Source organism: Thermococcus thioreducens (genome assembly GCF_002214545.1).
GTDB classification, from domain to species: Archaea; Methanobacteriota_B; Thermococci; order Thermococcales; family Thermococcaceae; genus Thermococcus; species Thermococcus thioreducens.
In genome coordinates, this window is record NZ_CP015105.1 from 1,963,783 (window position 1) to 1,976,731 (window position 12,949).

The following is a 12,949-nucleotide window of genomic DNA, read 5'->3' on the forward strand; positions in this document are numbered from 1 at the left end:
ATATTTACGCAAAAGTTTTTATATCCTAAAGCGAAATAAAACCCAGCAAAAGGAGTGGAAATGAGGGGTGAATGGATATGGCAGAGAGCGTTGGTGAAGTGCCCAGCGGCGAAAAGGAATTCGACCAGCTAACGAGGAGGATCAGGGACATAGTCGAGTTTCCGGAGATCAGCGAGGAGGAGTTCGAGGAGATGCTTAAGAAGGCCAGCAGGGCTTACGGTGGACATCTGCCCCACAGGACGTACTCCCTCTGTCCGGAAACCAGAAGGGTCGTTCCGGCACTCGTCTGGGAGAAGGACGGTATGGTGTGGATAACGAAGCGCTGTCCGGAAGGTATGATAACCGACCTCTACTATGAGGATGTTGAACAGTACTATCGGTTCCAGCGGTGGAAGTTCGATTTCAAACTCATGAGTGCCAACGTTGACGCCTCGGGCGTCAACTGCCCCCTCGACTGCGGCCTCTGCGCTAGGCACCGCTCCCACACCAGCCTGCTCAACATAGTCCTCACCAACCGCTGCAACCTGAGCTGCTGGTACTGCTTCTTCTACGCCAAGGAGGGCCAGCCGATATACGAGCCGACCCTTGAGCAGATAAGGATGATGCTCAGGAACGCCAAGAAGGAGCACCCGATAGGTGCCAACGCCGTTCAGCTCACCGGAGGCGAGCCGACCCTCCGCGAGGACCTCATAGAAATAATCAGGATCGCCAAAGAGGAGGGCTACGACCACGTCCAGCTCAACACGGACGGAATAAAGCTCGCCTTCGAGCCGGAGCTTGTCAGAGAGATACGCAAGGCAGGGGTCAACGTGCTGTACCTCAGCTACGACGGAATGACCCCCCAGACCAACTGGAAGAACCACTGGGAGATACCGCTCATATTTGAGAACGTGAGGAAGGCCAGCGGGCCGGGCATAGTCCTCGTGCCGACCACGATAAGGAACGTCAACGACCACGAGCTTGGCGCGATAATCAACTTCGGCCTCAACCACCTCGACATCGTCCGCGGTGTAAACTTCCAGCCGATTTCCCTCGTAGGGAGGGTTCCGAAGAAGGAGCGCCAGAGGTTCAGAATAACCATACCGGGCGCGATAAAGAGGATAGAGGAGCAGACTAACGGGGCAATAGCCAGGGAGGACTGGTATCCGATTCCTATAGCGGGGCATATAGCCAGGTTCTTTGAGGCGTTCTCGGGCAGTAAGTACTACATGACCAGCCACTACGGTTGCGGTGCCGCCACCTACGTCTTCCTGGACAGGGAGAAGAAGAGGGTCGTCCCGATTGGAAGGTTCCTTGATGTGGAAGGCTTCGTTGAGTACCTAGAGAGCAAGGCGGAGGAGATAGAGGGCTGGAAGAGCATGGGCAAGCTCCACAAACTCAAGCTCGGCGCCGAGATATTCATGAAGTTCAAGAGCTTCTACGACGAGAAGTACGCCCCCGAGGGGCTCGGTGTCCTCGACCTCATAAAGAACGCCTTTGTCCACGGCAACTACGACGCCCTCGGAAAGTTCCACATAAACTCCCTCTTCCTGGGAATGATGCACTTCATGGACGAGTACAACTACGACGTCGAGAGGGTTGAGCGCTGCGTCATCCACTACGCCATGCCGGACGGAAGAATAGTGCCCTTCTGTACCTTCAACGTGATCCCGGAGCTCTACAGGGACAAGGTGCAGGCCCAGTTCAGCTACACCTGGGAGGAGTGGAAGGCCATGCACCCTGACTGGGAGTACCGGAAGGACAAGTACATCAGAACGAAGGAGTTCGTTGAGCGGATGAAGAACAGCGAGCTCTACAGGAAGACCTACGTCGACATCGAGGACTACCTTGGAGTCATGGAAAAGGCGTGAGGTGGTCGAGATGAGCGTCAGTCCGGACAAGATGCTCACGGTGCTCAGCCTCAGGTTCGGGAATATAGACTGGGAGAAGGCCACCGCAAAGCAGTACGAGCTCCTGAAGGACGAAAGGATATGGAGGGCGTTCCTCAACGGCTACGCCAAAAACGGCTTCGTGGTATTCGATGAGGATGCACTTCCCAGGGAGGAGCTCCTGGAGGCCCTGAAAGAGCTGGAACCGGAGATAATCGGAGAGGAGCGCATAGCTGTGAAGGAGCTCGTGGAATCCAGCTACTCCTGGAACAACATCCTGGGAAGCATGGAATCATAAAAAAGAAAAGGCTCAGCGGAGCTCTATTCTTGCTTTTCCTTTCATGTCCTCTTTCTCCAGCTCGAAACTCACAATCCCGCTGAAAGAGTCCAGCTCAAGGATGTTCTTGCCCGCCTTGACATCGAAGGTTTCCGCAACGGCTTCCCCCGCTGGAAGCGAGAGGTCGTACTCATAGACGGTCAGCCTGTTGTCGTTGCTCAGGTAGAGAACCATCCTTGGCTCGCGGTAGCCGTCGAGGGGGATTCCGCCGAAGGTTCCACCGCCCAGCTTCCTCGCCATTCCCGGCAGTGCAAGGGGCAGTGAGAAGCTCACCGCCGGCGGCCTCTCCTGAATTATCTTCTCGTCGAGAACCACCACATCCCTGCTCCCCGTATCAAAGGGCGTCGCCTCGGTTGAGCCGGTGTTCGGGGTGGTGTTGGTGGCAATAAGGAGCTTTCCGTCCACCTTTTCGATGCCCGTAATCCTCGCCCCGAAGGCTCCCACTATCTTTACCATCGGCGGTGCGATGTAGAGAAGAACGCTGGGCCCAGTTATCGTGTTGGTCGTCGCCCACGTCAGACTCCCATCCGGCCGGTAGAGGACGTCGTGGTGGGCGTTGTAGGCGGTTAGGATGCCTCCTCCGACGTTTATCGCGTTCACCCTGAAGGGGGCGTAAAAGGTGTAAAACTCGAAGAGGCGGAAGAACCTGAAGTCCTCGCCCATGAGGGGGTTGCCCGCTATTATACCCCCGCGGACGAAGGCAAAGGCCCTGTTGTAGGCGCTCGCCAGCGGTCCGTATTCCGGCCTTATGTACGGTCTTCCATCGACGCTGTCCCCGGGTTTAAATGCCTCCCATTTTCCGGTTATCAGGTCGAGGGCCCTTATCTCCCTCAGCCCCGCGGTAAAGTTGCTCCCGACCCCAAAGAAGGCCGCATCGTGAACTATCGTTCCCTTGAGGGAAGGCTCGTGAATCAAAGGTTCAGCCTTCCCGGTTCTCCTGTCGAGGGCATAGACACCGAGGTTCGCGTGCCCGTCTTCCCTCGCGAGAAGAAGCCTGTCGTTGTAGGGGTCGTAGAGTATATCGCTTACCTCCCCTGCCCAGTCGGTCTCGTGGTGGATGGAATCCTTCCAGAGGAGCTTTACCGTTCCCTCCTCGGTGTCGTAGACGTGGACGTGGGAGTACTTGTTGTGGAAGAGTATCCTCCGGTCTTCCCTGTAGACGGCAGGGGCGTGAACCCAGCCGCCGAAGTATATGAACTCGTCAACGGTCTCGACCGCGTTGTAGGTGTCGCCGCCGCTCGTCGGGGCACCGCCGAGAAGGGTGAAGTCGTAGGTCTTTTCCTCGCCGCTCTTCACGTCTATGAAGTGCGCCTCGGCTTCGAAGGCCAGCGTGAAGTAAAGCGTCCCGTTGTGGTATTTCAGCCCGAATATGCCGCCGCTGCCCCACTCCGGGCCGTACCTTGGGGGGAACCTGTAGTCCCTGAGGAGCATGGTATCACCAGTAGTGTTACGCTGTGATGGCTTATTGGTCTTTCGCATTGGCCGGGACGCTTTTATATCCCCCCGCCGTAGGTTGAGACATGAAGGCCTACCGCGGACTGGCGATAATATTCGGCTTCTACGCACTGGGCGAGCTGGCAACATACATCCTCAACCTGACGGTTCCCGGGAGCGTCCTGGGGATGCTCTTTCTCCTGGGGTCTCTGCTCACGGGTCTCATCAAACTGGAGTGGGTGGAGGGGGAGGCAGAGCTGTTGGTCAGAAACATGAGCGTCATGTTCATCCCTCCGGGCGTGGGGATAGTGGCCTACCTCGGCCTAATAAAGAGCCAGGCCGTTCCGATATTCGTCGCCCTGGTTCTGAGCTTCCTGGTTACGCTCGTCGTAACGGCGAAGACCGTCGAGTTCCTCCGGAGGGGTGTGGAATGAACCCGCTCGGGATAACGCTCACCCTAATTATTTTCTACCTGTTCTCGGAGCTCCACTCCAGAAGGAGGGCCTTCTACACCAACCCGGTTCTCCTGTCCATAATCACGATAGCGGCGGTTCTCAAGGGATTCGGAATCCCCTACGAGAGCTACATGGACAGTGCAGTTATACTCAAGTTCCTGCTCGGGCCGGCGGTGGTGAGCCTGGCCGTCCCGGTCTACAAGGGCAGAGAAACCATAAAGACCTACGCAGGGGAGATAGCGCTCGGAATAGCCGCCGGAGGGACGGTCGCAATCCTGAGCGCGTTCTACATCGCCAGACTCCTTGGCGGGAGCGAGGAGGTTCTCCTGAGCATAGCCCCCAAGAGCGTTACCACCGCCATAGCGATCGGCATAAGCGAAAAGATAGGCGGCATTCCAGCCTTGACCGCGGTTCTCGTGATACTCACCGGGCTCCTCGGCAACGCCTTCGCACCTGAGCTGCTGGGCCTCATCAGGGTCAGGGACAGAATAGCGAGGGGCCTCGCAACTGGGGTCAGCTCCCACGGCCTCGGAACCGCAAGGATAATCCTGGAGGACGAACTCGCCGGGGCTGTCAGCGGTCTGGCCATGGCCCTGAACGGGGTATTCACTTCCCTACTGCTTCCCCACCTCATCGAACTCCTCAAGTAGGCACTCGCTTATCCTGAGCCTGTCCCGGGCGTCAAGGAAGAGCGTGAAGTCCCTCTTGGCTATTCGATCCTCTATGGGCGCGTGCTCCACGAGAAAGGCTATTATCTCCGCCGTGCTGTAGGGGACCTTGATCTTCAGCTCGTCGGCCTTCTTGAACAGCCTCTCGGGAACTGAGAATATGTCCTCCCCCTTCCGCACCTCAACGCTTATCTTCGAGTTTATCTGCTCCCATATGAGGAGAGTGTTCCTGGCCTTCTCGACCTTTTCAAGGGCCCGTCTCTCAAGGATGCTTATGTTGGCCCTGCTCGTGCCGAGAAGCTCCGCTATCTCGCTCTGCTTCAGCCCCTTAGCCCGAAGACGGAGGATCCTAATCTGCTGCTCGGTGAGGAAGCTCTTCGAGGGCATTTTAAACACCAAAGTTTAACACGGTGCTGAAGATTAAAAAGTTTTTCTCAAAATGCCGGCCAGAACGCTGAAGCGCCCGGGAGGCGCGCAGGAGGTAGAGCTCCAACGAAGAGGAACCCACAGGTTCAAAGCTCTCAGAAAAGTCCGCAGAATTCTGGTGGTCCCGCGGCCCGGATTTGAACCGGGGACCTGCGGATCTACAGGGGAGTAAAACGCTAAACGAACTGTGGGCACGCTATAAAGGCGAGTTTGAGGAATGGCTCTCAATCTCAAGAAAAGTGAGCGAAAAAACAAGGAAAGACTACATGAAAGCGCTCAGTTACTTCTTTGTCCGCTACACCATAAAGACGGGCCCGGACATAAAGAAATTCTTGGATAAGGAGGGCAACAAGAGGAACATAGCAAATGGTCTGAGGGTCTTTTTGACATTCCTTGCGGAGAGAGATTACCTCGACTATGACATTGCAATGATAATCAAAAAGCGCTTCATCAAGGCGAGGCAGGTTGGCGTTAAGAGGATTTATATCACGGATCAGGAGCTCAAAGAGGCTTATGAGGAGGTCAAAAAGCGTGGGTTCAAAAAGCAGCTACTCTTTGAGCTCTTGGTTTTCACGGGACTGAGGCTCACACACGTGGTCGAGCTCATGAACACCTACGAGCCCGATAATCTTTACATCGTGAATGACAAAATTGCCCGCTATCCTCTCATGATTGTTGATAGGGGCAACAAGAAGGCGTATTGGGCTTACATGCCTCTTGAGCTGGCAAAGAAGCTCACGAGGATGAAAGTCAACTATAAGAGTGCTCAAGACTGGCCGCAGTATAAGAAAGTCTCCGCAGCCACGATAAGGAAGTGGTTCACGACTTTTCTCGCAAGACGGGGTGTGAGTGCTGAGGTCATCGACTTCATTCAAGGCCGTGCTCCTCGCTCCGTGCTCGAAAGGCATTATCTCAATCTAACTGTTCTTGCAGACGAGGCGTATTCTCGGGTGGTTGATGAGTTGAAGAAGGTGCTGGAGGGTGAGCTATGAGCAGGGTGGAGAAGGCTATCGCGGGCCTTGATTTTGTCCTGATGCTCGCCCTCTTTGTTTTTATGATAATGCTGTTTGGGAGGTGAGAGGGTGGAGAGGGTGAAGATTGTCTCGATTCGGGCGATTGCGAGGAAGAACAACCTGAACCTTGTCACGGTCTGGAAAAAGTTTGACTGGTACGCGTCGATATACGGCGATGACCCTAACTATGTTATCCGTGGCCCTGATGGAAGAAGATACCCAACTGAGCGCTTTGTTGAGTTTTTGGAGCGCGTATTGGGGCGGAAAATCGCCCTCTAAACCTTTCTTTTGCAAACGGTGTTATATTAAGTCCCTGGTGCGTAATGACTCATTAGGGAACCGCGTTAGCTCAAATCAGTTCTCTCAACTCAGGTTCATGGTGGAGGGCTGAGCCGGCAGGGCGGGCACGCCCGCGGCGATGAGGCCCGGCTGAAAACCTCCGCGGAGGGATGTGGATGTGATCCGGAAGAAAGCACTCGGCGTTTTGGTAGTGGCTCTTTTCCTCGCCAGCATAGCGGGAGCGGCGAGCGCTGCAACTCTGGATTTGCCGAAGTGGGTCATCGTGCCTGAGGACAGCACTTTCAGCGACGTGACGTTGTTCTGCGGGCTGGACGCGTATGATGCAAGCACGAACACGACGCCATGTTTTTTGAGAGGCAATGCTACATCTGCGAGTATCGTGAATGCTTTAGGCGCCACGTTGGTGGTGGGTAGGATAGGAAACGCAATTGAACTCACAGGGACATCAGCAACCGCATCGGCGCTAACATCTCCGACAATTGACGTGGCGATTTCTGAAACATACACAAGCTCGATATCCTTCGCAGTCTGGTTGAAGATTCTCGATAGAACTGACCTGAGATCCATAATGCAGTTGAAAACTGCGAATGGAGTGGTGAAGATTTATTGGCCTGCTGGAAGTGAATTTTCAATAGGGTACACTGACGTCGCAAGGAATTGGAGGAGTATACCTGTTCAATCGCAAATCGACGATGGAAATTGGCATTTCATTGTTGTGAATTTTATCATGGATGGTGTCAGAAACACGACGAGGATACAGGTATATATTGATGCAAGTGTTGCACTTGATGTTGAGAAAATAGGTGTGCCAGTCAACGACTTTACAGTTTTTGAGTTATTCCAGAACAACAACGTTGGCAGAGTCGTCTATGATGAGGTGCGAGTGAAAATCGACGGAGTATTTACCCAAGACGAAATCAAGCTCCTCTACCTCGCCGGTCGCAAGAAGCTCTCCGAGCCCGCGAACTTCCGCCAGATTTTCAGCCCGCTCATAGACCTCACTCGCGATCGTGCGACCTTCTATGCTGGCCTGGAGGTCAGCACGAGCAACCCCTCGGGCTACGTGCCCGTGCCGGAAAGCGCCGTGAACATGAGCATCACCAGCGCCCCACGCCTGAAGTCCGACTACACCAATGCAGACTTCTACTACCAGGGGCACTACTGGTATCAGGCGCAGAAAATCCAGTTCAACCTGCCGATCCAGTTCGAGACCGTCCGCGAGCAAGGCGGCTTCTCGAAGGAAATCCTTCTCGACGAGGACAAGAAGACGTTCGTCTATGAAAAAGAGTTCAAGGTCACGAACCCCACCGCCGCCCGCCTGAACGTCATCTATTCTGTCGACCCCACCGCGCTCGGCTTCTCCGTGCTCCAGTTCCCGCAGTTCGAGCTGGACGGCATCAACATGGTCAGCTGGCAGCCGCAGAACTCGACATCATTGTATCTCATCCGCACGGACACGCTTGAGCCCGGCGAAATCAGCATGCACTGGATCAAGAGCATCTGGACAATCTCAAAAGAAGAGCTGGAGTTCCCGGCGAAGCTGGAAGACTTCCGCAACATCCTCGACTGGCAGACAGCGCAGAAGCTCGCCGAGAACGCCGCAAAGGGCAAGAGCGACACGTACGTGAGGGTCATCAAGATTGACAGCAACGCCGACGTGAGCAATGTCACTGTTCTCGTCCCGCTCAAGGACGTCGAGGACGAGAGCGACGTGGTTGAAGCCGTCGCCCTGACCGGCTCAAGAGAAACATTGCAGGTCGAGAAGCTCGAAGACGGCAAGATAGTCGTCAAGGTGCCCGCTGATGCATTCGTAAGCGGGCATGCGGAGATCAAAGTATTCTACAACAAGGAAACGTCCTGGTGGAAGTCGATTCTCGACAAGATCCGCTCGCTCATGGCGAAGATCAAGGCGATGTTTTTCGGGGGTGGCTGACTTGGTTGTTTGCGCCACCGTAAAAACTCACGCGCATGAGGTGATTGAGAAATGAGGTGGAAAAAGCCCCTTGGGCTGTTTGTAGCCCTGGTTTTGGTCTTTTCCGTCTTTGCCGTAGTGAGGGCAGCGACCATTACCAACGTGACGTGGGAGAATGCCATCACCGATCCAGGAATTGAGCTGATAGCCGGAACAAACGCCACCCTCAACGTTACAATACTAACCAGCTCCGGAGACCCATTTGCCCTTAGCAGCTACACGAACGCCGACCTGCTTGAGGTAACAGCGAAGTTCGTCGATGAGTATGGAAACGCTTTGGACATGAATGGTGACAACAACGCCGACATCTACACCCTCACCAACACCAGCACTCCGGGCCTATGGACGGGAACAATCTCAATTGGCAATGTTACTCCTGGAGAGTACACCCTCAAAATCGAAGCCCTCGCCAAGAACAGCACTACCAATACAATAGTAGATAACGCCACCATGGAGCTTTCCGTCTGGATTGCCGGTGGGCCCTATTGGGTCAGCGTGGCTGATGTCAAGGATGGCGATACTATCGAAATCGGAAACCTGCAGTTTACCATAAGAGGGCTCTCCGAGCTTGGCGCAATACTCGACCTTGGAAACCTGACTACACAAACAATAACTGACTCTGACAGGGATGGTTTCTTCACTTGGCAGTATGATGTTACAAATGATGGGGCTAATGACTGGATAGTCTTCACAAAGAGCAATGATGACAGTGATAGGTACATCTTGATGATCTATTCAAGCGATGCGAACCTCCTTGACAGCTTCAATCTGACTGGTGATTTCGAAGTAAGGAGCTCTGACGGAAGAATCACGTTCAGAAACAAGGTTTTCAAGAACTACAACACGTACAAGGCTTATGTTGTTTGGGACGAGTCATGGTTGGCAAAGCTTGGAATCAAAGCAGTTGACTATTACATCATTCCACTGAGAGGAAGAGAGCACTGGAGAGAGGGTATGGGAAACGTTGAAAGAACAGATATCAAAGTGATTAAGAGAACCACATACGCGTGGGGTCTTTTTGGTAGTGAAGAGGAAGTCTACAGTGGTAACATCTTCAACAAGAAAGTAAACGTCGACAATGTTCTCACTGTATTTGGAAAGTGGGTCGGAAATTGGGCGTACTTTGCAAGAGGGCTATGGGAGATCAGGACTGGCCTTGGTGACATTACAATTCCAAACACATACAGCTTGAGAGAAAGAAACCTGAACGAGCTTAGCGTTTCAAGTGAAGACTTCAGAGGATTCAATCCAGTCTTACAACCAGAAGGAAGAGGGTTCTTCAAGCCAAACCTCGATTGGGCTAACCTCCTCGGCCTTGAAGACGAGGAGTCCAGCAGCTCTTAAGGGGGCTGATTGAATGAGGCCCCTTCCAGCGATTTCCATTATCTTCATTGCACTCTTTTCGACGCTCAGCGTTGCAGTAGCTGACAGTAGCCTTCCAGAGCTGAACGAGACCACGCAGGTTAAGTTTGATGTCCCTTCCCTCACTCTCTCCGACTACGTGAATAAAATCCTAATCAAGTTCAAGGAGTGGCGTTTCGACAGCACCGGGCTAACGAGGACGAATACAGGGATTTACGTCGACGAGAGGTTTTGGAATTGGGTCACGGGCTCGATTGAGGCCTCGGCCAACCTCACTGACATGGCCCTGGAATGGCTGAACACCTTCAAGCAGAAAGTCCAGAACGACGAACCCGTCCAGTGGATTATCATCACCTGGCTGAAGCCAAACGACCGGCTCAAGGAGGCCCTGGAAGCAGTTGGAGCGAAAGTGCTCTATATCGATGAAGGCATCAACGCGATAGCCATCGAGGCCCGCCCGAGCCTCATCAAGAACCTCGTCTATTCCAAGGCCTTCGACTTTGACTACCGCTTCTACATCCGCGAGGTCTGGCCGAACCTCTACGTCGCCAACAGTCCAGCGACGGTCGAGAACGTCAACGCGGCCTTCCTCCAGGGCAACATCACTCCCGAGCAGGTCGCAAACGCGAATTGGAACATCAAACTGATAAAAGCGGATTTGGCCTGGAGCAAGAAGGGCATTACCGGAAAGGGCGTCACAATAGCGGTCGTCGACACGGGCGTGGATTGCAACCACGTCATGCTCCAGGGCGCCTGTGTCGGCGTGGCCAACTTCGTGAGCAACGAACCGAGCGACGATTTGAACGGTCATGGAACCCACGTCGCTTCCATTGCCGCCGGACGGCCAGTCAAGGCGAACGTGGACGGGAAAATCGTCTACGTGAGCGGTGTCGCTCCAGAAGCGAATGTTTTGGCAGTGAAAGTGCTCGGCAAGGACGGCGGAGGCACGATGACGCAGATTCTCCAGGGCCTTGACTACATCGTCGAGTGGCACAAGAAGCATCCTGACGAGCCCCTCGTGGTTTCAATGAGCCTCGGAAGCCCGTTCGGAAGTCCAAGAGACCCGATGGTCCAGAAGGTGGAGCAGCTCATTAGAGAGGAGCACATTCCGGTCGTCATCGCGGCTGGAAACGAGTTCGTCGTCATAGACAGTCCCGGCATCGCGACCGGTGCCATCACCGTCGCGGCTGTGGATAGAGACATGAAGGTGGCAGAGTTCTCAGGCAAAGGGCCCGGCCTGAACATCTACGACGTGAAGCCCGACATCAGCGCGCCCGGCGTTAAGATAGTTGCCGCCCGTGCGGGAACACCGAACCAGCTTATAGCGATGTCAGGAACCAGCATGGCCACCCCGCACGTCAGCGGTGTTGTCGCGCTGATTCTACAGGAGCACGGCACGCTGACGCCAGAGACCGTCAAGATGATTCTCCAGAAGACTGCCTATCCGCTCGACGGTATCAACGCTTTGCCCACGTGGTCAGGAGCCGGCATAGTAGATGCCTACGCTGCCGTGACAGCACAGGTGCCGAAAGACAGCATTTGGGACTGGCTCGGGAGGCTGATGCCATGAAGAAGTTCATCATCTTCCTGCTCCTTATCCTCCTCTTTACGCTGTTCCTCGTCGGCTTTCAGAAGTTCCTTGAGAACGTGAGCCTCGCAATAGCAATCGCTCTCGTGCTGAGAATTGTTGATGAGTATGTAGAAGATTAGGAGGTGTTTGTCCGTGTGGGGACTTGAAGATAAGCCCCTTCCTCTCCGTCTTGGGATTGCGATCATCGCTGACGTCATCGACGCTCTGAACTTCGTTCCAGGAGTCAGCGACATCATCGAGGCCCCACTGAATGCCTTTGTAGCGTATGCACTAACTGACAACGTAAAAGCCCTCGCGGTCGGCGCGGCCGACGGCATCCTTCCAGCGCCGATTGACTGGTTCCCGAGCGCCACGGTGATGGTGCTCGCAGATGAGTTTGGCTGGATCTGAGCTTTCGTTTTTCCCCTTCCTGAGAGGTGGTGAGAAAAATGTCAGGAATGCTCGCGATCATCTTCCTCGTATTCATCATCACGTTCGCGCTGGCTACAATGTGGTATTCCAGCGGTGAGGCAGCCTTCTTCATCACGCTCGGGATAGTGGGCCTCGTCTTCTTTTGGGACCTTTCCTCCAACGGCGGCCAGTTCCTTGCCACGCCGATCATCATGATAGGGGATTGGCTCGGCATCAGGCTCTGGACAGCCCTCTTCATCTTCCTGACGACCCTTGGCGGCTATGTCTTCGGGAATTGGGGAAAAGCCATCGTCTTCCTCGTGCTCGTGCTCATCATCCTCTACGCCCTCGGCCTCCTCGGCCCAATAGCAAGCGGTGACCTTAGTGCGGTGAAAGAGGCCATCCAGATCGGAGGTGGGAGCTGATGTACTCCACAGCCCTCGCCACAGCGAGCTACCAGGGCATCATGGTGAGCGCTCTCGCGGTAGCAGTGGCCCTCGGAGCATACTTCATGCTCTCCCACCGCGCGGACATCCTCGGCGCAACAGTCCTCGTCACCCTCACGGCATTCGTGGCAAAAGACTACTACCACATCGTCTACGTGGCAGGCACTTTTCTCGGTATTGCCCTGCTCATGCAGTTGACAGACTTCGACGAAGGGACATTCCGAGGGGCGATTTTCTACGCCGGAGTAGGGCTCTTCGCTGCGACAATCCTTTACTACCTCGCCCCCAATACAATCCGAATGAACATAGACTACTCCTTCATCCTCGTCCTTGCAATTGCTGCCTTCTTCGTGCTCATCGAGGGGCTGAGAACTGGCTTCGAGTACGACAGCGAGGCCCTGCTGGCAATCCTCGGGGCCCTGGCAATTGTCTTCATTGTGTACAGCATCGCAGGAGCCCACCACGCCACGTGGGGCCTCGGCCTCATGGCGTTCGGCGTGCTCATGAAACTCATCCTCGGCGGGTTCATCTCCGTCACGAGCTTTGTAGCAGGGTTCATGATATGGCTGGACGACGTGACCGGCCACGCTCTTTACGGTGGAAGCAGTGAGCAGAGTTCAACACTCTTCCTCGCTGTGGGAGCCCTCCTGATACTTGTATACGCGTACCTGCAATGGAGGGATTGAA

The 12,949-nt window shown here is 54.6% G+C and carries 16 protein-coding genes; 13 read left to right on the forward strand and 3 right to left on the reverse strand.

Annotation, left to right across the window (positions count from 1 at the left end; translation table 11 throughout):
• Positions 1 to 77: 77 nt before the first annotated feature.
• The gene (gene tes / locus A3L14_RS10905; protein WP_055428449.1) at positions 78 to 1,850 is read left to right on the forward strand and encodes a tetraether lipid synthase Tes; all 1,773 of its coding nucleotides are present in this window, start codon (positions 78 to 80) and stop codon (positions 1,848 to 1,850) included.
• Positions 1,851 to 1,860: 10 nt separating this feature from the next.
• A complete protein-coding gene (locus tag A3L14_RS10910) occupies positions 1,861 to 2,166 on the forward strand; it encodes a DUF3213 domain-containing protein (RefSeq protein ID WP_055428448.1) in 306 nt (101 codons plus the stop codon).
• A gap of 12 nt (positions 2,167 to 2,178) precedes the next feature.
• On the opposite strand, the gene A3L14_RS10915 is transcribed toward A3L14_RS10910, so the two are convergent.
• Positions 2,179 to 3,636: a DUF2139 domain-containing protein gene (locus A3L14_RS10915; protein WP_055428447.1), complete on the reverse strand. Its 1,458-nt coding sequence runs from the start codon at positions 3,634 to 3,636 to the stop codon at positions 2,179 to 2,181.
• A gap of 89 nt (positions 3,637 to 3,725) precedes the next feature.
• Between A3L14_RS10915 and A3L14_RS10920 the strand changes: the two genes are divergently transcribed.
• Both A3L14_RS10920 and A3L14_RS10925 read left to right on the forward strand, forming a co-directional pair.
• Positions 3,726 to 4,073, forward strand: a complete 348-nt coding sequence (locus A3L14_RS10920) for a CidA/LrgA family protein (RefSeq protein ID WP_074631540.1) — start codon at positions 3,726 to 3,728, stop codon at positions 4,071 to 4,073.
• Positions 4,070 to 4,744 carry a CidB/LrgB family autolysis modulator gene (locus tag A3L14_RS10925; protein ID WP_055428446.1) on the forward strand — a complete coding sequence of 225 codons (675 nt, stop codon included), beginning with the start codon at positions 4,070 to 4,072 and terminating at the stop codon, positions 4,742 to 4,744. The genes A3L14_RS10920 and A3L14_RS10925 overlap by 4 nt, the downstream gene beginning before the upstream one ends.
• Here the strand turns inward: A3L14_RS10925 and A3L14_RS10930 are convergent.
• On the reverse strand, positions 4,709 to 5,149 hold the full coding sequence (locus tag A3L14_RS10930; protein ID WP_055428445.1) for a Tfx family DNA-binding protein: 441 nt from the start codon (positions 5,147 to 5,149) through the stop codon (positions 4,709 to 4,711). The genes A3L14_RS10925 and A3L14_RS10930 overlap by 36 nt on opposite strands.
• A 305-nt stretch (positions 5,150 to 5,454) precedes the next feature.
• Here A3L14_RS10930 and A3L14_RS10935 point away from each other — a divergent pair, with 305 nt between their 5' ends.
• Complete coding sequence (locus A3L14_RS10935) at positions 5,455 to 6,180, forward strand: integrase (RefSeq protein ID WP_143597833.1); 726 nt, start codon at positions 5,455 to 5,457, stop codon at positions 6,178 to 6,180.
• Positions 6,181 to 6,270: 90 nt separating this feature from the next.
• Positions 6,271 to 6,480 (forward strand): hypothetical protein, encoded by a 210-nt coding sequence (locus A3L14_RS10940; RefSeq protein WP_055428443.1) that lies wholly within the window; start codon positions 6,271 to 6,273, stop codon positions 6,478 to 6,480.
• A gap of 84 nt (positions 6,481 to 6,564) precedes the next feature.
• On the opposite strand, the gene A3L14_RS10945 is transcribed toward A3L14_RS10940, so the two are convergent.
• A complete protein-coding gene (locus A3L14_RS10945; protein WP_055428442.1) occupies positions 6,565 to 7,068 on the reverse strand; it encodes a hypothetical protein in 504 nt (167 codons plus the stop codon).
• Between A3L14_RS10945 and A3L14_RS10950 the strand changes: the two genes are divergently transcribed.
• Genes A3L14_RS10950 through A3L14_RS10975 form a run of 7 tightly spaced genes read left to right on the forward strand, consistent with a single transcriptional unit; the run spans position 6,986 to position 12,948 of the window.
• Positions 6,986 to 8,434 (forward strand): LamG-like jellyroll fold domain-containing protein, encoded by a 1,449-nt coding sequence (locus A3L14_RS10950; RefSeq protein WP_394325653.1) that lies wholly within the window; start codon positions 6,986 to 6,988, stop codon positions 8,432 to 8,434. The two genes, A3L14_RS10945 and A3L14_RS10950, sit on opposite strands and share 83 nt — an antisense overlap.
• Positions 8,435 to 8,485: 51 nt before the next feature.
• Positions 8,486 to 9,817, forward strand: a complete 1,332-nt coding sequence (locus tag A3L14_RS10955) for a hypothetical protein (RefSeq protein ID WP_055428440.1) — start codon at positions 8,486 to 8,488, stop codon at positions 9,815 to 9,817.
• Positions 9,818 to 9,830: 13 nt separating this feature from the next.
• Positions 9,831 to 11,405: a S8 family peptidase gene (locus A3L14_RS10960; protein ID WP_055428439.1), complete on the forward strand. Its 1,575-nt coding sequence runs from the start codon at positions 9,831 to 9,833 to the stop codon at positions 11,403 to 11,405.
• Positions 11,402 to 11,545 carry a hypothetical protein gene (locus A3L14_RS11755; protein WP_157628412.1) on the forward strand — a complete coding sequence of 48 codons (144 nt, stop codon included), beginning with the start codon at positions 11,402 to 11,404 and terminating at the stop codon, positions 11,543 to 11,545. Before A3L14_RS10960 ends, A3L14_RS11755 begins: the two co-directional genes overlap by 4 nt.
• Before the next feature lie 13 nt (positions 11,546 to 11,558).
• A complete protein-coding gene (locus tag A3L14_RS10965; RefSeq protein WP_055428438.1) occupies positions 11,559 to 11,816 on the forward strand; it encodes a hypothetical protein in 258 nt (85 codons plus the stop codon).
• Between the two features lie 38 nt (positions 11,817 to 11,854).
• Positions 11,855 to 12,241 carry a hypothetical protein gene (locus A3L14_RS10970; protein ID WP_055428437.1) on the forward strand — a complete coding sequence of 129 codons (387 nt, stop codon included), beginning with the start codon at positions 11,855 to 11,857 and terminating at the stop codon, positions 12,239 to 12,241.
• The gene (locus A3L14_RS10975) at positions 12,241 to 12,948 is read left to right on the forward strand and encodes a hypothetical protein (protein WP_055428436.1); all 708 of its coding nucleotides are present in this window, start codon (positions 12,241 to 12,243) and stop codon (positions 12,946 to 12,948) included. Before A3L14_RS10970 ends, A3L14_RS10975 begins: the two co-directional genes overlap by 1 nt.
• Position 12,949: the final 1 nt, after the last annotated feature.

Bases quoted from the DNA above. Each gene is read 5' to 3' on its own strand.
- tes (WP_055428449.1), top strand. From the start codon at position 78: ATGGCAGAGAGCGTTGGTGAAGTGCCCAGCGGCGAAAAGGAATTCGAC.
- A3L14_RS10955 (WP_055428440.1), top strand. From the start codon at position 8,486: ATGAGGTGGAAAAAGCCCCTTGGGCTGTTTGTAGCCCTGGTTTTGGTC.
- A3L14_RS10935 (WP_143597833.1), top strand. From the start codon at position 5,455: ATGAAAGCGCTCAGTTACTTCTTTGTCCGCTACACCATAAAGACGGGC.
- A3L14_RS10910 (WP_055428448.1), top strand. From the start codon at position 1,861: ATGAGCGTCAGTCCGGACAAGATGCTCACGGTGCTCAGCCTCAGGTTC.
- A3L14_RS10970 (WP_055428437.1), top strand. From the start codon at position 11,855: ATGTCAGGAATGCTCGCGATCATCTTCCTCGTATTCATCATCACGTTC.
- A3L14_RS10930 (WP_055428445.1), bottom strand. From the start codon at position 5,149: ATGCCCTCGAAGAGCTTCCTCACCGAGCAGCAGATTAGGATCCTCCGT.
- A3L14_RS10960 (WP_055428439.1), top strand. From the start codon at position 9,831: ATGAGGCCCCTTCCAGCGATTTCCATTATCTTCATTGCACTCTTTTCG.
- A3L14_RS10975 (WP_055428436.1), top strand. From the start codon at position 12,241: ATGTACTCCACAGCCCTCGCCACAGCGAGCTACCAGGGCATCATGGTG.
- A3L14_RS10915 (WP_055428447.1), bottom strand. From the start codon at position 3,636: ATGCTCCTCAGGGACTACAGGTTCCCCCCAAGGTACGGCCCGGAGTGG.
- A3L14_RS10920 (WP_074631540.1), top strand. From the start codon at position 3,726: ATGAAGGCCTACCGCGGACTGGCGATAATATTCGGCTTCTACGCACTG.
- A3L14_RS10925 (WP_055428446.1), top strand. From the start codon at position 4,070: ATGAACCCGCTCGGGATAACGCTCACCCTAATTATTTTCTACCTGTTC.
- A3L14_RS10945 (WP_055428442.1), bottom strand. From the start codon at position 7,068: ATGGATCTCAGGTCAGTTCTATCGAGAATCTTCAACCAGACTGCGAAG.
- A3L14_RS11755 (WP_157628412.1), top strand. From the start codon at position 11,402: ATGAAGAAGTTCATCATCTTCCTGCTCCTTATCCTCCTCTTTACGCTG.